This window comes from Pseudarthrobacter sp. TE9888, from assembly GCF_056279345.1.
Window position 1 is genome coordinate 32,807 of the sequence record NZ_JBWBRD010000002.1, and the last position, 19,407, is coordinate 52,213.

The 19,407-nt window shown below is 65.3% G+C and carries 19 protein-coding genes; 9 read left to right on the top strand and 10 right to left on the bottom strand.

Features of this window, described 5'->3' with window-relative positions; all coding sequences use genetic code 11:
* The first annotated feature begins 36 nt into the window (after nucleotides 1-36).
* The 4 genes from ACZ9J7_RS00635 (at nucleotide 37) to ACZ9J7_RS00650 (ending at nucleotide 3,303) form a co-directional block, all read left to right on the top strand.
* The gene (locus ACZ9J7_RS00635) at nucleotides 37-792 is read left to right on the top strand and encodes an amino acid ABC transporter ATP-binding protein (protein WP_141181976.1); all 756 of its coding nucleotides are present in this window, start codon (nucleotides 37-39) and stop codon (nucleotides 790-792) included.
* Between the two features lie 50 nt (nucleotides 793-842).
* A complete protein-coding gene (locus tag ACZ9J7_RS00640; protein ID WP_476206206.1) occupies nucleotides 843-1,745 on the top strand; it encodes a glutamate ABC transporter substrate-binding protein in 903 nt (300 codons plus the stop codon).
* 62 nt (nucleotides 1,746-1,807) lie between these two features.
* The gene (locus ACZ9J7_RS00645) at nucleotides 1,808-2,455 is read left to right on the top strand and encodes an amino acid ABC transporter permease (protein WP_476206208.1); all 648 of its coding nucleotides are present in this window, start codon (nucleotides 1,808-1,810) and stop codon (nucleotides 2,453-2,455) included.
* Nucleotides 2,452-3,303 (top strand): amino acid ABC transporter permease, encoded by an 852-nt coding sequence (locus ACZ9J7_RS00650; protein WP_476206210.1) that lies wholly within the window; start codon nucleotides 2,452-2,454, stop codon nucleotides 3,301-3,303. The genes ACZ9J7_RS00645 and ACZ9J7_RS00650 overlap by 4 nt, the downstream gene beginning before the upstream one ends.
* Before the next feature lie 93 nt (nucleotides 3,304-3,396).
* Here the strand turns inward: ACZ9J7_RS00650 and dapE are convergent, their stop codons facing one another.
* On the bottom strand, nucleotides 3,397-4,533 hold the full coding sequence (dapE, locus tag ACZ9J7_RS00655; RefSeq protein WP_476206212.1) for a succinyl-diaminopimelate desuccinylase: 1,137 nt from the start codon (nucleotides 4,531-4,533) through the stop codon (nucleotides 3,397-3,399).
* Nucleotides 4,534-4,584: 51 nt separating this feature from the next.
* Between dapE and dapD the strand changes: the two genes are divergently transcribed.
* Both dapD and ACZ9J7_RS00665 read left to right on the top strand, forming a co-directional pair.
* A complete protein-coding gene (gene dapD, locus ACZ9J7_RS00660; RefSeq protein ID WP_476206214.1) occupies nucleotides 4,585-5,613 on the top strand; it encodes a 2,3,4,5-tetrahydropyridine-2,6-dicarboxylate N-succinyltransferase in 1,029 nt (342 codons plus the stop codon).
* A gap of 22 nt (nucleotides 5,614-5,635) precedes the next feature.
* Nucleotides 5,636-6,493, top strand: a complete 858-nt coding sequence (locus ACZ9J7_RS00665; RefSeq protein ID WP_476211783.1) for a transglycosylase SLT domain-containing protein — start codon at nucleotides 5,636-5,638, stop codon at nucleotides 6,491-6,493.
* Between the two features lie 25 nt (nucleotides 6,494-6,518).
* Here the strand turns inward: ACZ9J7_RS00665 and ACZ9J7_RS00670 are convergent, their stop codons facing one another.
* Entirely contained in the window at nucleotides 6,519-7,130 is a 612-nt protein-coding gene (locus ACZ9J7_RS00670; protein ID WP_476206216.1) for a hypothetical protein, read from the bottom strand.
* A 113-nt stretch (nucleotides 7,131-7,243) separates the two neighbouring features.
* Nucleotides 7,244-7,852, bottom strand: coding sequence for a TetR/AcrR family transcriptional regulator (locus tag ACZ9J7_RS00675; protein ID WP_476206218.1), 609 nt, complete (start codon nucleotides 7,850-7,852; stop codon nucleotides 7,244-7,246).
* A 101-nt stretch (nucleotides 7,853-7,953) separates the two neighbouring features.
* Here ACZ9J7_RS00675 and galE point away from each other — a divergent pair, with 101 nt between their 5' ends.
* The gene (gene galE / locus ACZ9J7_RS00680; RefSeq protein WP_476206220.1) at nucleotides 7,954-8,967 is read left to right on the top strand and encodes a UDP-glucose 4-epimerase GalE; all 1,014 of its coding nucleotides are present in this window, start codon (nucleotides 7,954-7,956) and stop codon (nucleotides 8,965-8,967) included.
* 158 nt (nucleotides 8,968-9,125) lie between these two features.
* Here galE and ACZ9J7_RS00685 read toward each other — a convergent pair whose 3' ends face one another.
* The 3 genes from ACZ9J7_RS00685 to fdxA all read right to left on the bottom strand — a co-directional run bounded on the left by ACZ9J7_RS00685 (nucleotide 9,126) and on the right by fdxA (nucleotide 12,144).
* Nucleotides 9,126-10,412: a citrate synthase gene (locus tag ACZ9J7_RS00685; protein WP_056334606.1), complete on the bottom strand. Its 1,287-nt coding sequence runs from the start codon at nucleotides 10,410-10,412 to the stop codon at nucleotides 9,126-9,128.
* A 251-nt stretch (nucleotides 10,413-10,663) separates the two neighbouring features.
* The gene (gene dapC, locus ACZ9J7_RS00690) at nucleotides 10,664-11,803 is read right to left on the bottom strand and encodes a succinyldiaminopimelate transaminase (RefSeq protein WP_476206222.1); all 1,140 of its coding nucleotides are present in this window, start codon (nucleotides 11,801-11,803) and stop codon (nucleotides 10,664-10,666) included.
* Nucleotides 11,804-11,817: 14 nt separating this feature from the next.
* Nucleotides 11,818-12,144 (bottom strand): ferredoxin, encoded by a 327-nt coding sequence (gene fdxA, locus ACZ9J7_RS00695; RefSeq protein WP_013601705.1) that lies wholly within the window; start codon nucleotides 12,142-12,144, stop codon nucleotides 11,818-11,820.
* A gap of 137 nt (nucleotides 12,145-12,281) precedes the next feature.
* On the opposite strand from fdxA, the gene ACZ9J7_RS00700 reads away from it, so the two are divergent.
* Nucleotides 12,282-12,524, top strand: a complete 243-nt coding sequence (locus tag ACZ9J7_RS00700) for a putative acetyltransferase (protein WP_476206225.1) — start codon at nucleotides 12,282-12,284, stop codon at nucleotides 12,522-12,524.
* A gap of 124 nt (nucleotides 12,525-12,648) precedes the next feature.
* On the opposite strand, the gene typA is transcribed toward ACZ9J7_RS00700, so the two are convergent.
* A complete protein-coding gene (typA, locus tag ACZ9J7_RS00705; RefSeq protein WP_255172740.1) occupies nucleotides 12,649-14,577 on the bottom strand; it encodes a translational GTPase TypA in 1,929 nt (642 codons plus the stop codon).
* 271 nt (nucleotides 14,578-14,848) lie between these two features.
* On the opposite strand from typA, the gene ACZ9J7_RS00710 reads away from it, so the two are divergent.
* Nucleotides 14,849-15,727 (top strand): SGNH/GDSL hydrolase family protein, encoded by an 879-nt coding sequence (locus tag ACZ9J7_RS00710; RefSeq protein WP_476206227.1) that lies wholly within the window; start codon nucleotides 14,849-14,851, stop codon nucleotides 15,725-15,727.
* Nucleotides 15,728-15,814: 87 nt separating this feature from the next.
* Here the strand turns inward: ACZ9J7_RS00710 and ACZ9J7_RS00715 are convergent, their stop codons facing one another.
* Genes ACZ9J7_RS00715 through ACZ9J7_RS00725 form a run of 3 tightly spaced genes read right to left on the bottom strand, consistent with a single transcriptional unit; the run spans nucleotide 15,815 to nucleotide 19,396 of the window.
* Nucleotides 15,815-17,521, bottom strand: coding sequence for a dipeptide ABC transporter ATP-binding protein (locus ACZ9J7_RS00715; protein WP_476206229.1), 1,707 nt, complete (start codon nucleotides 17,519-17,521; stop codon nucleotides 15,815-15,817).
* A gap of 11 nt (nucleotides 17,522-17,532) precedes the next feature.
* Nucleotides 17,533-18,477 carry an ABC transporter permease gene (locus tag ACZ9J7_RS00720; protein WP_224026584.1) on the bottom strand — a complete coding sequence of 315 codons (945 nt, stop codon included), beginning with the start codon at nucleotides 18,475-18,477 and terminating at the stop codon, nucleotides 17,533-17,535.
* Nucleotides 18,467-19,396 (bottom strand): ABC transporter permease, encoded by a 930-nt coding sequence (locus ACZ9J7_RS00725; protein ID WP_476206232.1) that lies wholly within the window; start codon nucleotides 19,394-19,396, stop codon nucleotides 18,467-18,469. Before ACZ9J7_RS00725 ends, ACZ9J7_RS00720 begins: the two co-directional genes overlap by 11 nt.
* Nucleotides 19,397-19,407: the final 11 nt, after the last annotated feature.

Below are 19,407 nucleotides of genomic sequence, written 5' to 3' on the forward strand. Positions count from 1 at the left end.
GCGTCATAACCCACGGTTGTTCGCTAGATTCTTTCTATGACTACTCATGTGCCCGGCGATGCTCTCGTCTCCCTGAACGCCGTAAATAAGCATTACGGCCAGCTGCACGTTCTGAAGGACATCAACCTCCAGGTCCGCAAGGGTGAGGTTGTTGTGGTCATCGGGCCCTCAGGCTCCGGTAAGTCCACCCTCTGCCGGGCCATCAACCGCCTGGAAACAATCGATGACGGCTCCATCACCATCGACGGCAAGGAGCTTCCCGCCGAAGGCAAGGCCCTGGCCAAGCTGCGGGCCGACGTGGGGATGGTGTTTCAGTCGTTCAACCTGTTTGCGCACAAGACCATCCTCGAAAACGTCACCCTCGGACCGATCAAGGTCAAGGGCGCTTCCAAGGCTGAGGCCGAAAAAGACGCCATGGCGCTGCTGGAGCGCGTGGGCGTCGGGCAGCAGGCACCGAAGCTCCCCGCCCAGCTCTCCGGCGGTCAGCAGCAGCGCGTCGCCATCGCGCGTGCACTGGCCATGAAGCCGAAGGTCATGCTCTTCGACGAGCCGACCTCCGCGCTGGACCCCGAGATGATCAACGAGGTCCTCGATGTCATGGTCCAGCTGGCCAAGGAAGGCATGACCATGATCGTCGTCACCCACGAGATGGGCTTTGCCCGCAAGGCAGCCGACCGCGTGGTGTTCATGGCCGACGGGCAGATCGTGGAGGACGAGACGCCGGAGGAGTTCTTCACCAACCCGAAGAGCAGCCGCGCCAAGGACTTCCTGTCCAAGCTCCTGACCCACTAAGCACACCGCACCGGCTGCCCCAGCGCGGCCGCTCAATGAAAGGTATCCCCATGAAAAACTTCTTTACCCGGAAGAAGCCATTGCTTGTCGCAGCAACCGCGGCGCTGGCTCTTTCCCTCAGCGCCTGCGGCGGCTCCGGCGGCGGCGGAACTGCTTCCTCCGGCACGGACGAGGCTCCCTACAAGGTTGCTGACAACGTCACGCTCACCGGCAGCCCGACCTACGACGCCATCAAGTCCAGCGGCAAGGTCCGCATCGGCGTCAAGCAGGACCAGCCGGGCCTTGGCTTCAAAGACGCAGCCACCGGTGAATACACGGGCTTCGACATCGAGATCGCCAAGTGGGTCGCAGCCTCGCTGGGCATGAGCAAGGACAAGATTGAGTTCAAGCCCATCCCGTCCGCCAACCGGGAGTCCGCCATCACCAACGGCGACATCGACTACTACGTGGGCACCTACTCCATCACGGACAAGCGCAAGCAGCTGATCGACTTCGCCGGACCCTACTTCGTTACGGGCCAGGGCCTGCTGGTGAAGAAGGACAACTCCAGCATCAACAGCGAGAAGGACCTCTCGGGCAAGAACGTCTGCTCGGCCACGGGTTCCACGCCGATCCAGAACATCAAGGCAAACTTCCCGGACACCAAGACCACCGAGTTTGACACCTACTCGCAGTGCGTCGAGGCGCTCAAGAGCGGCCAGGTTGACGCTGTCACCACCGACCAGGCCATCCTGCTCGGCTACGCTGCCCAGGAGCCGGACAGCCTGAAGGTCGTTGGCCAGCCGTTCACCACCGAAAAGTACGGAGTCGGCCTGAAGAAGGGCGACACCGCACTCCGCCAGTTCATGAACAAGACGTTCACCGACGGTAACTCCGTGTGGCAGAAGATCTACGACCAGACGCTGGGCCAGTCGGGCACCAAGGTCGAACAGCCCCCGGTAGAGAACTACTAAACCAAAGTTGAGGGGGCGGCCATGCAGCCGCCCCCTCTTCCACTGTCGAAAGCGACGATTCTGTGAATACGCTGCTGAACAATTCGGACCTCTTCATCACGGGCTTCCGGAACACACTCATACTTTTCTTTTTCTCGGCGATCTTCGCCCTGGTCCTCGGTACCGTTGTTGCCACGCTTCGCGTCTCCCCGGTTCCGGCCATGCGTGCCACCGCAACGCTTTACGTCAACGTGGTGCGCAATACCCCGCTGACGCTGGTCCTCTTCTTCTTCGCCCTCGGCTACCCAAAGCTGGGCCTGGTGCCGATCGACTTTACGACCGCCGCCATCATCGGCCTGAGCCTGTACACCGCCACCTACGTGGCGGAGGCTGTCCGTTCCGGCATCAACACCGTCCCGGTCGGACAGGCCGAAGCAGCCCGCGCCATCGGACTCCCCTTCACCCAGACCCTGACGCTCGTGATCCTGCCGCAGGCCTTCCGCGCTGTCATCCCGCCGATGTTCAGCGTGTTCATCGCCCTGCTCAAGAACACCACCGTCGCCGCCGGCTTCTCCGTCTTTGAAGCCGGCGCCATCCGGGCGAACCTCTCCGAACGCGGCGAGCCGGCCATGATCGGCCTCCTGTGGGTGGCGCTCGTGTTCATCATCCTTGTCTTCATCCTTTCCGCGCTGCAGCGAAAGCTTGAACAGAAGTGGAAGGTTGCACGATGAGTTCAATCCTTTTTGACGCCCCCGGTCCCAAGGCACGCGCGCGGTACCGGATCCTCGGCGTCGTCACTGCCCTCGTGATCCTGCTGATCGTCGGGTTCATCCTGCTCCGCTTCGCCGAAAGCGGGCAGTTCGAGGCCAAGAAGTGGCAGCTGTTCACCTTTCCGCTGGTGCAGCAGACCATTGCCCAGTCCGTAGGTGCCACGTTGTCCGCCTTCGGCACTGCGGCAGTTCTCAGCCTGGCCCTCGGCATCCTCCTGGCGTTTGGCCGCTTGTCGGACCGCCGCTGGATCAGCGCTCCATGCTACGGCTTCACCGAACTGTTCCGCGCGGTTCCGCTGCTGATCCTCATGATGATCTTCTACTACGGCCTGCCAACCATCGGCGTCCAGGGAATCACTCCCTTCACGGCCGTGGTGGCAGGTCTGGTGCTGTACAACGGCTCCGTCCTCGCCGAGGTGTTCCGTGCCGGCATCGAGTCCCTGCCGCGGGGCCAAAGCGAGGCCGGTTATGCGATTGGGCTGCCCAAGAGCAAGGTCATGACCAGCATCCTGCTGCCGCAGGCCATCCGGTCCATGCTTCCGGTCATCATCTCGCAGCTGGTGGTCATCCTGAAGGACACCGCCCTGGGGTTCATCGTCACGTACAACGAGATCCTCTTCCAGGCGAAGTACTTCGGCAGCCAGATCCAATACGGGTCCCCGATTATCCCGGCAGCCATGGTGGCCGCCGTGCTCTACGTGGGCATGTGCCTGATCCTGGCCGCCATCGCCAAATGGCTGGAACGCCGGCTCTCCCGCAAGCCCGGGGCAGCAGTCATACCTGCGGCCGCAGTTCCCGCCGAGGTCTAGCCACACCGCCGGCATTGCCAGCCCAAAAGGGGCCCGGAACCGACAGGTTCCGGGCCCCTTCCGTAGCCGTGCCCTTCGGCGCGGCCGGCCCTCCTACCCGGCGAGCCAGTCCTGCAGGGCGCGCAGGCAAGTCCGGATGGCGTCGGCGGAAACGTGCTCGTTGTCCTTGTGCGCCAACAGGGGGTCCCCCGGGCCGAAGTTCACCGCCGGGATCCCCAGTTCGCTGAAGCGCGCGACGTCGGTCCAGCCGTACTTGGGTTTGGGCTCGGCTCCCACGGCGGCAACGAAGGAGGCGGCAGCCGGGTGCTGCAGGCCGGGGCGTGCGCCGGCGGCCGCATCGGTGCGCACCACGTCGAAGCCTTCCAGCAATTCCCTGACATGCGCTTCGGCCTGGTCCGGGGTCTTGTCCGGGGCGAACCGGTAGTTGATCTCCACCACGCAGCGGTCCGGAATCACATTGCCGGCCGTGCCGCCGTTGATCTTCACCGCATTGAGGCTTTCCCGGTAATCCAGCCCGTCTACGTTGATTGTCCGTGGCTCGTAGGCGGCCAGGCGCGCCAGGATGGGGGCAGCGGCGTGGATGGCGTTGCTGCCCATCCACGCCCGCGCAGAGTGGGCGGCCTCCCCGGCAGTGCTGGCCTCGAACCGGCTGGTCCCGTTGCAGCCGCCCTCCACCGTGCCGTCCGTCGGCTCCAGCAGGATGGCGAAGTCCCCCTGGAGCAGGTCGCCGTGGTTCCGGACCAGGCGTCCCAGTCCGCTCTTCACAGCCTCAACTTCCTCATGGTCGTAGAACACAAAGGTGACGTCTCGCTTTGGCTGCGCACCGTCGTCGAACATTCCCGCTGCCAGCGCCAGCTGGACCGCCACGCCGCCCTTCATGTCGGTGGCTCCGCGCCCATAGAGGATCCCCTCGCCCGGAACGCCGGACTCCCAACTGGACGGGACGGTGCCCCTGGAACCTTCCGTCAGGGGCAACGGAACCGTATCAAGGTGGCCGGCGAGAATGACCCGTTCGCTGCGGCCCAGTTCGGTGCGGGCAACAATGGCGTCGCCGTCCCGGACTACGGCCAGCTGGGGAATCTCCCGCAGGGCGGCTTCGACGGCGTCCGCGAGCCGCTCCTCGTGGCCCGACACGCTGTTGATGTCCATAAGTGCCGCCGTCAGCAACGCCACATCCTGGTGCAGGTCAAGGGTGGACACGGAAGATTCGGGCGCGGTTTCAGCAGTCACGAAGACAGTCTAGTTCGAACCGCCGGGCCCGCCCTCGATAGACTGGAGCACATGACTGAGACTGCTTCCTCCGCCGTGCCCGAAACCCTGACCTCCAACGCTGATGACCGTTCCGCCTATGGCTTTGGTGTGGCCACCATCGCCACCGCCGGCAGCGACACCACGGTCCTGGACGTCTGGTTCCCGGCACCGGCACTCGGTGTTGCGGCCGAGGACCTCCGCTCGGTGGAAAACGCCGACGACGCCCTGACCGCCATCGCTGAGGACGGCGCAGACAAGGACCGCGGCACGGAGCAGAAGGTGGTCTTTGTCCAGATCAACCTCGACGAAGCCCCCGCGGACACCGCGGACGCCTACCTCCGGCTGCACCTTCTCTCGCACCGCCTGGTCCAGCCCAACACCATTAACCTGGACGGCATCTTCGCCAAGCTCCCCAATGTCGTGTGGACCAACTTCGGCCCCGCCGCCGTCGAGGGCTTTGAACTGACGCGCGCCCGGCTGCGCCGGCGTGGCGCCGTCACCGTCTACGGCATCGACAAGTTCCCGCGCATGGTGGACTACGTGGTGCCCAGCGGCGTCAGGATTGCCGACGCCGACAGGGTCCGCCTGGGTGCGCACCTTGCCGCGGGCACCACCGTCATGCACGAGGGCTTCGTAAACTTCAACGCCGGAACCCTGGGCACCTCCATGGTCGAAGGGCGCATTTCCGCGGGCGTCGTGACCGGGGACGGCAGCGACGTCGGCGGCGGCGCCTCCATCATGGGCACCCTGTCCGGCGGCGGCAAGGAAAAGATCACCATCGGCGAGCGGGTCCTGCTCGGGGCAAACTCCGGAGTCGGCATCAGCATCGGTGATGATTCCGTGGTCGAGGCAGGCCTCTACGTCACGGCAGGCACCCGGGTCCGCGTGCCGGGTCCCAAGGACGAGGTGGGCGAGGACACCACCCGGATCGTCAAGGCCGCCGAACTCTCCGGCGTCCCCAACCTGCTGTTCCGCCGCAACTCCACCACGGGCGCGGTGGAGGCCCTCCCCCGCAAGGGCCAGACCGTGGAACTGAACGACGCCCTGCACGCCAACTAGTCCCCTCGTGGCACCCATGTCTGTGGCGCGCAGGCGCGGCCTGCGCCGCCTGGCGGTGCTGCTCCTCACCCTGGCGCTGGCTGCGGGAGGCATCTACACGGCGGTGTACTTCGTGCAGCGTTCCGAGACCCTCGTCTCGGAACGCTGCACTGCCACAGCCGGCGACCGGACGGGGGAACTGGCGCCGGACCAGGCGGCCAACGCCGCCCTGATCACAGCGGCAGCCGTCCGCCGGGGCCTCCCCGCGCGCGCCGCCACCATCGCCCTGGCCACCGCCATGCAGGAATCCAAGCTGCGCAACATCGGCCACGGCGACCAGGCCGGGCCGGACTCGCGCGGACTCTTCCAGCAGCGGCCGTCCCAGGGCTGGGGCACGGAAGCCCAGATCATGGACCCCTACTACGCAGTCAACGCCTTCTACGACGCACTGGTGAAGATCCCGGGCTACGAGACGCTGGACATCACCGACGCTGCCCAGCAGGTCCAGCGGTCCGCCTACCCCAAGGCCTATGCCCAACACGAAGAGATGGGCCGGGCGTTCGCTTCCGGACTGACCGGCCAGACCCCGGCGGGCGTGCAGTGCACGCTTCGCTCCCCCACAGCCGGTGGCAACTCTGCCACTGTGGTGACGGACCTGGACCAGGCCTACGGCGGCGTCGAGGCGCAGGTGGACGGCGACACCCTGGTGGTGGACGCCGGAGGGGCCCTGGGGTGGTCGGTTGCCCAATGGGCAGTTGCCAACGCCAAGGACCTGGCTGTGACCAGGGTGGAAGTAGCCGGCCGCACCTGGGACCGGCCAGGCGGCGACGGCTGGCAGGCAGCGGGTGTCCAGGACGGGCAGGTGCGCATCACTGTACGGAAGGACGACGCCGGCACGTGAGGGCCGCCGTCGTCCCGCCGGCGGGTCAGACCAGGATCTCCAGCACCGGCTGGACGTAGCTGCGGAACAGCTCAGGCTGGCCCATCAGCTCGTGGCTCATGATGATCTTGTCCGGTTCCAGGTACCACGCCCGCTGCTCATCCAGCGGCAGCTCGATGATGGTCAAGGTGAAGTCCCGTGAGTCCCGGCCCACTTCCATCAGCCTGTCGTCCACCATGTCCCCGATCAACTGGTCGGTTCCGCTGGCCACCCGCTGCGCTTCGAGCTCGGCATACTCGCTCCTCCGCTCCCGGGCCCAGGTGAGGGCAGAGCCAAAATGGGCCTGCAGGACCCGCTGGAGGGCCGGGGAGTTCCCGAAGGCTTCGAAGTCGGGCGGCGAAAGTTCCGGGGAGGTGTGCGGGTGGGCCTTGAGCAGTTGCTCCCACCAGGCCTCCCATTCGGTCTTCAGCGCGCCGAGGCCGCCAACATCCACGGTCAGGTGGCTGTGGTCCGCGGAACGGACTTTGGGTGCCGCGTGGGACAGCATGGGGCGCCCCACTCCGTTCAGGGCGGCCGCGTCCCGGACATAAAGAGCAATCATCATCGGTCCGGATGTGTCGGTGGTGATCTGCCACCCTGAACCGCCTGCGTGCTGCATCCAAAGTCCTTTCCTGGCCTCCCGGTACCGGGCGTCATTTCCGGCCCGGCCTACCCGGACTCAGTCTATTCCCGCTGCCAGTTCGCGGTAGTGCCGGACCGGCTTTTGATCGCTCAGCGTGCCAGCCCGTCCAAGTGGCGCTCGAGGACGTCGCGGCACATCTGCGCCGTCATCCAGCCGGGTTGCAGGAGCGCGTGCATGCACAGTCCGTCCAGCGTGGCCAGGAGCCGCTCCGCCTCCAGGACGAGGTTCTCCTGCGGTTCATCGTCCGGGAGCAGGCCAGCCACCAATGCACCCACGATGGCGGCCACTTCGCGGTGGCTGCGATCCGCTTCCACCGCCAGGAAAGGCCGGATGCGTGCGGCGTTCTTGAAGGCCATCCATGCGCAGGTTTCCACGGCTGTTTCCTCATCCAGCGGAAGCATCCCACCCAGGAGGGTTAAAACGGCTTCCCGCTGGCCCGGGCCGGCGTGGGCAGCCCCGAGCGCGGCCGGCAACAGGTCGTCGAGCCTGCCGACGACCCGGTCCACCACCGTGCCGAAGGCGAACGCCAGGAGCTCCTCACTGCCCTCGAAGTAGTGCCGCACGGACCCGACGGCCAGTCCAGCTTCGTCCGCCACTTCGCGCAGCGACGCACGTTCAAGCCCGTCCACGGCGATGATGCGGAGAACCGCCTGGACAACGTCCTGCCGCCGGGCACCGGCGTCTACAATTTTGGGCACCATCCTTATTAGCACACTTGTGCTTTTTCTGCCCGGTCACAGGCCGCCCGCCATCCGGGACACGGCGACGGGCAACGCTGCGCGTGGGATAGCGTTGAGGCATGAAAATCTTGGTCACAGGGGGCACCGGCTACATCGGTTCCCACACTGTTCTGTCCCTGCAGGAAGCCGGCCACGACGTGGTCGTCATCGACAACCTGGTCAATTCCAGCGAGGAGTCGCTGCGCCGAGTAGCCGAACTCAGCGGCAAGACCGCGGAGTTCCACAACGTTGACCTGGTGGACGAGGCCGCCGTCGACAAGGTCTTCGCCGGCAGCGGCATTGAAGCAGTCATCCACTTCGCGGGCCTCAAGGCCGTGGGTGAGTCCGTGCAGGAGCCGCTGAAGTACTACTACAACAACCTGGTGGGCACGCTGAACCTGGTCCGCGTCATGGACAGGCACAATGTCCGGTCCATCGTCTTCAGCTCGTCCGCCACCGTCTACGGGGAACACAACCCCATTCCATACGTGGAAAAAATGGAGATCGGCGCGAACAACCCCTACGGGCGCACCAAGGAACAGATCGAGGACATCCTCTCCGACCTCGGCGCCGCTGACTCCCGCTGGCACATAGCACTGCTGCGCTACTTCAACCCGGTTGGCGCGCACCCCTCGGGACGTATCGGCGAAGACCCGCAGGGCATTCCAAACAACCTTGTCCCGTTCATTGCCCAGGTGGCCGTGGGCCGGCGGGAGAAGCTCATGGTCTTCGGCGGCGACTACGACACCCCGGACGGCACCTGCCTGCGCGACTACATCCACGTGGTGGACCTCGCCGAAGGACACGTGGCGGCGTTGAACCACATCGCGGACCGCACGGGCGTCTTCCGCTGGAACCTGGGTTCCGGCAAGGGCTCCTCGGTCCTGGAGGTCCTGCGCTCCTTCGAGAAGGCAGTGGGCCAGCCCATCCCCTACGAGATCACCGGCCGCCGCGCGGGAGACCTTCCGGCCTTCTGGGCCGATGCCACCTCGGCCCTGGCAGACCTGAGCTGGTCCACCACCAAGACCGTGGACCAGATGTGCGAGGACCACTGGCGCTGGCAGAAGAACAACCCCCAGGGCTACGCCTCCTGACCCCGCACCCCCATCGATTGCTCCGTAACTGCCCTTTTGGGCCCCCAAAAGGGCAGTTGCTCAGCAATGGATGGTGGTTAACGCGTAACGGCCGCCCACCTGTGGAAGGTGGGCGGCCGTCGTCGTCAGTGCTGTTGCTGTCCCTGACGGGCAGGGAATCAGCGGGCGGGGTAGTCGCGCTCCGGCTCGCCGATGTACAGCTGGCGCGGGCGGCCGATCTTGGTGTTCGGGTCGCTGATCATTTCGCGCCACTGGGCAATCCAGCCCGGCAGGCGGCCGATGGCGAACAGGACGGTGAACATCTTCTCGGGGAAGCCCATGGCCTTGTAGATCAGGCCGGTGTAGAAGTCCACGTTCGGGTAGAGCTTGCGCTGGATGAAGTAGTCATCGCTGAGCGCCTTCTCTTCCAGGCGCATGGCGATGTCCAGCAGTTCGTCGTTGCCGCCGAGCTTGCTGAGGATCTCGTGGGCTGTGGCCTTGACGATCTTGGCACGCGGGTCGTAGTTCTTGTAGACGCGGTGTCCGAAGCCCATGAGGCGGACGCCGTCCTCCTTGTTCTTGACCTTCTCCATGTAGTCCTCGGGCTTGAGGCCCTCGGCCTGGATCTGGCGGAGCATTTTCAGCACGGCCTCGTTGGCGCCGCCGTGGGCAGGGCCGAAGAGGGCGTTGATGCCGGCCGAAACGGAGGCGAAGAGGTTGGCGTTGGAGGAGCCCACCAGGCGCACGGTCGAGGTGGAGCAGTTCTGCTCGTGGTCCGCGTGCAGGATGAGGAGCAGGTCCAGTGCCTTGACGATGACCGGGTCCAGCTCGTACTGCTCGGCGGGGAGACCGAAGCTGAGGCGCAGGAAGTTCTCGACCAGGTTCATGGAGTTGTCCGGGTACAGCATGGGCTGGCCGATGGACTTCTTGTGCGCGTACGCGGCGATGACCGGCAGCTTGGCCATCAGGCGGATGGTGGAAACCTCCACCTGCTCGGCGTTGAACGGGTCCAGAGAGTCCTGGTAGAAGGTGGACAGCGCGGACACGGCCGAGGACAGCACCGGCATGGGGTGCGCGTCCCGGGGGAAGCCGCCGAAGAATCCCTTGAGCTCCTCGTGCAGCAGGGTGTGGCGGCGGATCTTCTGGTCGAACTCGTCCAGCTCAGTGGGCGTGGGCAGGTTGCCGTAGATCAGCAGGTAGGACACCTCGAGGAAGCTGGAGTGCTGCGCCAGCTGCTCGATGGGGTATCCGCGGTAGCGCAGGATGCCCGCATCGCCATCGATGTAGGTGATGGCGGAAGTGGTTGCTGCGGTGTTCATGAAGCCGGGGTCAAAGGTCACGGCACCGGTCTGCTTCAGCAGCTTGGAGACGTCGTAACCTTCGTTCCCTTCAACAACCTGGATGCGCGGGAGCTTCAGCTCGCCACCTGCGTGGAGCAGGGTCGCAGCATTGTTGGTCTCAGTCATGGAGTCCCCTTCATGAGGCGTCTTCGGCCTCTGTCGAAAGCTTGATCCAACATCAGGTGAGCCGCGCACTTGAGCCTGAGAAGACAGGTTCCAACACCCGGGCTGCCTTCTTGTAGAAAGCCACCATTGATCGTCAACTTAAAAAGTACCGCTCCTTGGCGGGTGTCACTAATCCGCAGGCTTCCCATCCGGCCTAAAATGCACCGGATGTGGGGCGAGTCACACGATTATTACGTGTCCCCGGGGCCGGATCAGGCCAGCCGTGCAACAGCGGCGTCGATCCGCTCGTCGGATCCGGTCAGGGCTACGCGGACATAGCCGTTGCCCGCCTCCCCGTAGAAGACTCCCGGGCCCACCACGATGCCGCGGTCGGCCAGGCGGGCCACCGTGGTCCACGTGTCCTCTCCTGCCGTCGACCACAGGTACAGTCCGGCGTCGGACTCCTTGATCTCCAGGCCGAAGTCCAGCAGCGCGGGCACCAGGCGTTCGCGCCGGCCCCGATAGAGGTCCTTCTGGGCCTCGACATGGGTGTCATCCCCCAGCGCCACCCGCATGGCCTCCTGGACGGGGTAGGGAACGATCATGCCCGCATGCTTGCGGCTGTTGACCAGGTTGGGCATCAGGTCCGGATCACCGGCAACGAAGGCGGCGCGGTAGCCCGCCAGGTTGGACTGCTTGCTTAGTGAGTACACGGCGAGCAGGCCCTGGTGCGAGCCGCCTGCAACGTGGGGATCCAGGATGCTGGGGACGCGCCGGCCGCCGCGCTGGACGTCCCAGTCGCCCCAGCCGAGCTCTGCATAGCATTCGTCCGATGCCACCACGGCGCCGATTTCACGGGCCTGGACCACCAGGGCCTTCAGTGACTCCGCGTCGCGGACGCTGCCTGTGGGGTTGCCAGGTGAGTTGACCCAGATGAGTCGCACGCGTGCACGCGTGGCGTCGTCAAGCTCGTCCACGTTGTCCGTGGCTACCGAGGTGGCCCCGGCAAGGGTGGCGCCGATATCGTACGTGGGGTAGGCCACCTTGGGGCGTACGACGACGTCTCCGGGCTTCAGGCCCAGCAGCAGCGGGAGCCACGCAACGAGTTCCTTGGAGCCCACCGTCGGCATGATGTTTTTGGGGTCCAGGCCGGCCACTCCGCGCCGGCGTTCGAACCAGCCCGCGATGGCTTCCCGCAGCGCCGGTGTGCCGTGGACAGTGGGATATCCGGGGGCGTTGGCGGCGGCCTTCAGGGCGTCCTGGACCAGCTGCGGGGTGGGATCCACGGGCGTGCCGATGGAGAGGTTGACTGCCCCGCCCGGGTGTTCCGAGGCCTTGGCCACGTAGGGGGCCATGGCCTCCCACGGGTAGTCGGGCAGGTTCAGGCCAAACGAATTCACTGCTGCGGTCACGCTTCCCGTCCGCGTCAGTGGTCTTGGTTCTGCGGCGGCAGGGCGGCGATCATCGGGTGGTCCTTGCCCGTGTTGCCGATCTTGGCCGCGCCACCCGGCGACCCAAGGTCATCGAAGAATTCAACGTTGGCCTTGTAGTAGTCGGCCCATTCCTCGGGAGTGTCATCCTCGTAGTAGATGGCCTCCACCGGGCACACCGGCTCGCATGCGCCGCAGTCGACGCACTCGTCCGGATGGATGTACAGCGAACGCTCGCCTTCATAGATGCAATCGACCGGGCACTCCTCAATGCATGCCTTGTCCTTAACATCCACACACGGCTGCGCGATTACGTACGTCACGTCCCTGGCCTCTCCACGTTGGGTTCCGGCTTACCCGCCGGCTCTAGCATCCGGCAGCACGGCCGGACTATTGACATCTGAGCCTATTATCTCCCAGCCCTTTCCCGCTAACCTAGCCGGCGGCCTAGTATGAACTGGTGAGTCTGCCACCGTCCGCCCCCGTCCGCTTCCTTGCCGCGGCTGGGCCCGGAACCCGGGTGGTGGTGCGCTACCGGATTGAAGGCGGCCTGACGGATGCGCTGGGCAAGCTGCTGGCGTGCGACGCCGGTTCCTGCACCGTCCGCACCCGCCGGACCGACGTCGTCATTCCCCTGGAGCTTGTGGTGGCCGCGAAGGAAGTCCCGCCCGCTCCCCCACGCCGCAGCCCGGCCGCGCGCTGACGGCAGCTCCCGCGACGCAGTGACTGTCCCTGCGTCTTGAGCCGCCGGTTGGCTGCACCCTCCGGCCCTTAACGCAGAACGCCACCGGTAAATACCGGTGGCGTTCTGGGGACCTGCGGAGTTACTAGGCCTTGGCGCGGGCGCGGTTGGCCTTGGCGCGCTCGTTGGTGTCCAGGATGACCTTGCGGATGCGGATGGCGTCCGGGGTCACTTCGACGCACTCGTCCTCGCGGGCGAACTCGAGCGACTCTTCGAGGGTGAGTTCCCGCGGCGGGGTCAGGTTCTCGAAGGTGTCGGAGGAAGCGGCACGCATGTTGGTGAGCTTCTTTTCCTTGGTGATATTGACGTCCATGTCGTCGGCGCGGGAGTTCTCGCCCACGATCATGCCTTCGTAGACCTCGGACGTGGGCTTCACGAAGAAAGAGCCGCGTTCCTGCAGGTTGATCATGGCGAACGGGGTAACAACACCGGCGCGGTCGGCAACCATGGAACCGTTGGTGCGGTACTCGATGGGGCCGGCCCACGGCTCGTAGCCTTCGGAGATGGAAGCCGCGATGCCTGCACCACGGGTGTCGGTGAGGAACCGGGTGCGGAAACCGATCAGGCCACGGGCCGGAACGATGAACTCCATGCGGCACCAGCCGGTGCCGTGGTTGGCCATGTTGGTCATGCGGCCCTTGCGGGCTGCCATGAGCTGGGTGACGGCGCCCAGGTATTCCTCGGGCACGTCGATGGTCATGTGTTCCATCGGCTCGTGGATCTTGCCATCAACGGTCTTGGTGACAACCTGCGGCTTGCCGACGGTCAACTCGAAGCCTTCGCGGCGCATCTGCTCCACCAGGATAGCGAGGGCGAGCTCGCCACGGCCCTGGACTTCCCAGGCGTCGGGACGCTCGGTGGGCAGGACCTTGATGGAGACGTTACCGATCAGTTCCTTGTCAAGACGGTCCTTGACCTGGCGGGCAGTAACCTTGGCGCCCTTGACCTTGCCGGCCAGCGGCGAGGTGTTGATACCGATGGTCATGGAGATCGCGGGATCGTCCACGGTGATCAGCGGCAGCGGCTGGGGGTTCTCGGCGTCGGTCAGGGTTTCACCGATGGTGATCTCCTCGATGCCGGCGACGGCGACAATCTCGCCGGGGCCTGCGGACTCGGCCGGCACGCGCTCCAGCGCCTTGGTGGCGAGCAGCTCGGTGATCTTGACGTTCTTCAGCTCGCCGTTGGCGCGGGCCCAGGCCACGGTCTGGCCCTTGCGCAGGGTGCCGTTGTAAATACGCAGCAGGGCCAGGCGGCCAAGGAACGGGGAGGCGTCGAGGTTGGTGACGTGCGCCTGGAGCACACCCTCCGGGTTGTACGTCGGAGCCGGGATGTGCTCGATGATGGTCTTGAACAGCGGTTCGAGGTCCTCGTTCTCCGGAGCGGTGCCGTCAGCGGGCTGCTCCAGGGAGGCGCGGCCGACCTTCGCGGCGGCGTACACCACGGGGACCTCGAGGATTTTGTCCAGGTCCAGATCGGGGACCTCGTCGGCCAGGTCGGAGGCGAGGCCGAGGAGCAGGTCCATGGACTCGTGCACGACCTCTTCGATCCGCGCGTCGGGGCGGTCGGTCTTGTTGACCAGCAGGATCACGGGCAGGTGCGCAGCGAGGGCCTTGCGCAGCACGAAGCGGGTCTGGGGCAGCGGGCCCTCAGAGGCATCGACGAGCAGGACGACGCCGTCGACCATGGACAGGCCGCGCTCGACCTCGCCGCCGAAGTCGGCGTGGCCGGGGGTGTCGATCACGTTGATGGTGATGGTCTCGCCGTTCGAGGACGGACCGTTGTAGGCGACAGTGGTGTTCTTCGCCAGGATGGTGATGCCCTTTTCGCGCTCCAGGTCGCCGGAGTCCATGACGCGGTCTTCTACGTGGTTGTGCTCTGCAAAGGAATGGGTCTGCTTGAGCATGGCGTCGACCAGGGTGGTCTTGCCGTGGTCAACGTGGGCCACGATCGCGACGTTGCGGAGGTCACTGCGCGATGCAGTGGCTACCGCGGTGTTGGTGGTGGTTTCAGACATGCGTAAAGGCTCGATTCAATGGAGTCAGCTGTTGTATCGCGACATTTCCAACTGGAACGCACGACGGACAAGGCCCTTGGCACAGGGCGCCTTCCTTTATTCTAGCCGCTGAGTTATTTGTTGGCCTAAATTCCAAGCGGACTGACCGCCGCCGCTTAAGCCAATATCAGCCATCATTCCGCAATGGATGTGACCAAGTTCACTTCCACATCCCGGTGCATGGCATGATGTCTGTGACACAGCCCATCCATTGAGCACGCCGGAGACAACGATGCCCCCTGCCAAGGCCAACACCCCGCGTGGTGTCGCCTGGGCTGCCGCCGCCGCGGTCTCCGCGCTCGTGGCGGTCTCGGGGATTATTGGCAACAGCGGGGACGGCGGACTCCCTAGTACAGCGATGTCGCGGGCAGCCGCAGGCCAGGCGGCAGGCGGGCAGGCTGGCAGGGCCAATCCTGCCGTGGCAGCCACATCCCGGGTCCTGAATGCCGGCAACGGACGGATGGAAGCGGTTGTGCCGGACGTCGCCGGCACCGTCCTGCTGATCGGGGATTCGCAGTCGGAACCCGTTGACGGCTGGCCCCGCCTGGGCCTGGCTGCCGTCGGGTACAACGTGTACTTTTGCGGCCGTGGCGGCACGGGTTACGTCGCCGCGAACGGTGCCACAGGAAACTACCTGGACGCCCTGCAGCGCGGCGACTGGCTCCTCCCCTCCGGCACTCCCGCCTTGATTGTGGTCGAGGGTGGCGGAAACGATGCCGCCGGCGGCGCCAGCAACACGCAGATCGCCGGGAATGCCGAACGGCTGATCACTGAACTGCGGACCCGCTATCCCGGCACACGGCTGGCGATGATCGGCACCTTGGCGCGCGGAGCGAACGACGGCGGCGGCCGCCGGAGCGAGGTTGACGCCGTGCTGGGTGCCGTGGCGGGAGCCAACGGACTGCCCTTTATCTCCACAGGCGACTGGCTCACCAGGTACGGGCTGGCGAAGGACCTCGCCGATGCAGTGCACATGAACTCTGATGGCCGCCGGGCCCTCGGCGCAATCCTTGCAGGCAGGCTCCGGGAACTTGGCCTTGGCCGCAATCCTGCGGCGGGCCAAGGGGCCCTCGCTGCCGTGCCCGCAGCAGGCAGCGCCTTCCAGGACTGACAGCCGCCGCGGTTCCGCCTTCCGCGCACATGGGAAGAGCCGGGACCCGAAGGTCCCGGCTCCAGCCATTCTGAAGGAAGGCTCCAGCTATGCCACTTCAGGGGGCAGCATCAGCTTGGCACCCGGGATGGCGTTGAGCAGGGCCTTCGTGTACTCCTGCTTGGGCGATTCGAAGACCTCGTCCGTGGACCCGGTCTCCACAAGGCGGCCCTTTTCCATGACGCACACGTGGTCAGCGATCTGCCGCACCACGGCAAGGTCGTGCGTGATGAACAGGTACGTCAGGCCCAGGTTGGCCTGCAGGTCGGCGAGCAGGTTCAGCACCTGTGCCTGCACCAGCACGTCCAGGGCGGAGACTGCCTCGTCACAGATGATCACCTCGGGGTCGAGGGCCAGGGCCCGCGCAATAGCGACACGCTGCCGCTGCCCGCCGGACAGCTCGTTGGGGTACCGCTGCATGGCTGACTGGGGCAGCGCCACCTGGTCCAGGAGGGTCCGGACCTTCTTTTCCCGGCTCGCCTGGTCCCCGATCTTGTGCACCCGCAGCGGTTCCTCGATGGTGCGGTAGATGTTGTACATCGGATCGAGGGAGCCATACGGGTCCTGGAAGATCGGCTGGACGCGCCGACGGAACTTGAACAGTTCGGCAGGCTTGAGGGCCGAAGTGTCGACGCCGTCGAAGAGAATCCTGCCATCCGTAGGCTTCTCAAGCTGGAGGACCATCTTGGCCACCGTGGACTTGCCGGAACCCGACTCCCCCACGATCGCCGTCGTGGTTCCCCGCCGGACGTCGAAGCTTACCCCATCAACGGCCGCGAAGTCAGTCGCCTTGCCCAGCCCTGAGCGGAGCTTGTAGACCTTCCGCAGGTCCTGGATCTGAAGGAAGGTGTCCGGCTTCACCGTTTCAGCAGCAGGTGCCAGCAGGTCCGCCGTCTCCACGCCCTGTTCCTTGGCCACCTGGATGCGGCGGCTGGCAAGGGATGGCGCGGACTCGACGAGCCGCTTGGTGTAGGGGTGCTGGGGATTGCGCAGCAGTTCCAGCGACGGGCCCGCTTCAACGACGCGGCCCTGGTACATGACCACGACTTTGTCGGCACGCTCGGCGGCCAGGCCAAGATCGTGGGTGATCAGCAGCACCGAGGTGCCCAGGTCCTTGGTCATGGTCTCCAGGTGGTCCAGGATCTGCCGCTGGACGGTGACGTCAAGGGCCGACGTCGGCTCGTCCGCGATCAGCAGGCGCGGCTGGCAGGAGAGGCCAATGGCGATCAGGGCACGCTGGCGCATACCGCCGGAGAACTCGTGCGGGTACTGGCCGGCCCGGCGCTTCGCGTCCGGAAGTCCCGCTTGGGACAGCACCTTGGCGATGTCGTCCGGACCGCTGGGCCTGCCGTTCGCCTTCAGTGTTTCCCGGACCTGGTAACCGATCTTCCACACGGGATTCAAGTTGGACATGGGGTCCTGCGGAACCATGCCGATGGTGTTGCCGCGCAGCTCGATCATGCGCTGCTCGCTGGCATGGGCGATGTCCTCGCCGTCCAGCAGGATCTGGCCGCCGGACACCTTGCCGTTGTTGGGCAGCAGGCCGATGGCGGCCAGTGCGGTGGTGGACTTGCCGGAGCCCGACTCACCCACGATGGCTACGGTTTCGCCGGGCATGATGGTCAGGTGTGCATCACGCACTGCCTTGACTTCGCCACCGCCGGTCTTGAAGGTGATGGCAAGGTCGCGGATTTCGAGCAGCGGCCTTACACCGGTGGCGCCGGATTCATCAATACGGACGTCTGGACTGGTCATCTTGTTATCTCTCATCGCTGACGGCTCTTCGGGTCCAGGGCGTCACGCACGGCGTCACCCAGCATGATGAAGCTCAACACCGTAATGGACAGCGCCGCGGCCGGGTAAAGCATGATTTCCGGCCGGGTCCTGATCGATGCCTGCGCGCCGGCAATGTCATTACCCCAGGACATGATGCTTTGGGGCAACCCGATACCCAGGAAGGACAGGGTGGCTTCGGCCACGATGAACACGCCCAGCTCCAGCGTCGCCAGGACGATGATCGGAGCCAAAGCGTTGGGCAGGACGTGGCGGATCAGTGCCCCGAACTTCGAGACACCGAGCGCGCGGGCAGCGGTGACGAAGTCCGCGTTGCGTACTTCGATGACGGCGCCGCGGGTGATGCGCGCCATCTGCGGCCACGCCAGGAGCGAGATAACGAACACCACGGTCCACACGCTCTTGTTCTCCCGGAACAGGGGCAGCTGCGTGATCACCAGTGCACCCAGGACCAGCGGCAGGGCGAAGAAGATGTCACCCAGGCGTGCGAGCACGGCGTCGATCCAGCCACCGTAGTAGCCGGCGAGGGCGCCGAGTGTCACACCGATCACCAGGACGCAAAGGACGGAAAGCAAGCCCACGGAAAGCGAGGCCTGCGTGCCGTGGATAACCCTGGAGTAGACGTCGCAGCCCTGGAAAGTGAAGCCGAACGGGTGCCCGGCCGTGGGGGCGCCTTCGGAATTGGCGAGCTCACAGCCTTCGTTGGGAGGCGTCGAGGTGAACAGGCCCGGGAACAGCGCAATCACAATCAGGGCAAGGATGAGCAGTGCCGAGATGATGAACAGCGGACGACGCCGGAGCTTGCGCCAGGCGTCTGCCCACAGGCTGAGCGGGGCCTGGTCAGTTTTGACGGCGTCAGTCGCCTGCAGCGGGGTTTCATCGATGGGGGCCACGAAGTGGCTGTTATTACTGGTCATAGCGGATCCTCGGGTCAAGCCAGGCGTACAGGAGATCGACGAGCAGGTTGGCCACCACGAACACCAGCACCAGCACGCTGACGATGGAGACGATGGTGGGGCCTTCACTGCGGAGGACAGCCTGGTAGAGCTTGTTGCCGACTCCGGGGACGTTGAAGATGCCTTCAGTAACAATGGCACCGCCCATGAGGCCGCCAAGGTTCGCGCCCAGGTAGGTCACTACCGGGATCAGCGAGTTGCGCAGGATGTGCGCCAGAACCACCCGCGGCCGGGAAAGGCCCTTGGCGGTGGCAGTGCGCACGTAGTCGGCGTTCATGTTCTCGCTGACCGATGCACGGGTCAGGCGGAGGACATAGGCGAAGGACACGAGTCCAAGGACCACCGCCGGCAACAGCAGGGTGACCCAGTTGGCGTTGGCGCCCACGGTGGGTTTTGCCCAGCCAAGCTGCACGCCGAAGACGAGCTGGAAAACGAAGCCCAGGACAAAGGTGGGGACTGCGATGACCACCAGCGAGGCGACCAGGACAGTGGAGTCGAACCAGCCACCGCGGCGCAGGCCTGCAAAGACGCCGAATGCGACGCCGAAGATGGCCTGGATGGCCAGCGCCTCGATGGCGAGCATCGCCGTCACCGGGAAGACGCGGGCAAGGCTTGCCGCGATGGGCTGGCCCGTGAAGTCGTTGCCGAGGTTAAACGTAAAGAGGTTCTTAAGGAACAGGCCGTACTGGACCCAGAACGGCTGGTCCAGGTGGTACTGGCTGCGCAGGGTGTCAATAACTGCCTGTGGGGGCTGGCGATCGCCGAACAGGGCAGCAATGGGATCGCCCGGCAGGGCAAACACCATGTAGTACACCAATAGGGTCGTGCCGAGGAAAACAGGGATCACCTGGAGGAGTCGGCGCAAGATGAACCGGATCACAGGATCACCTG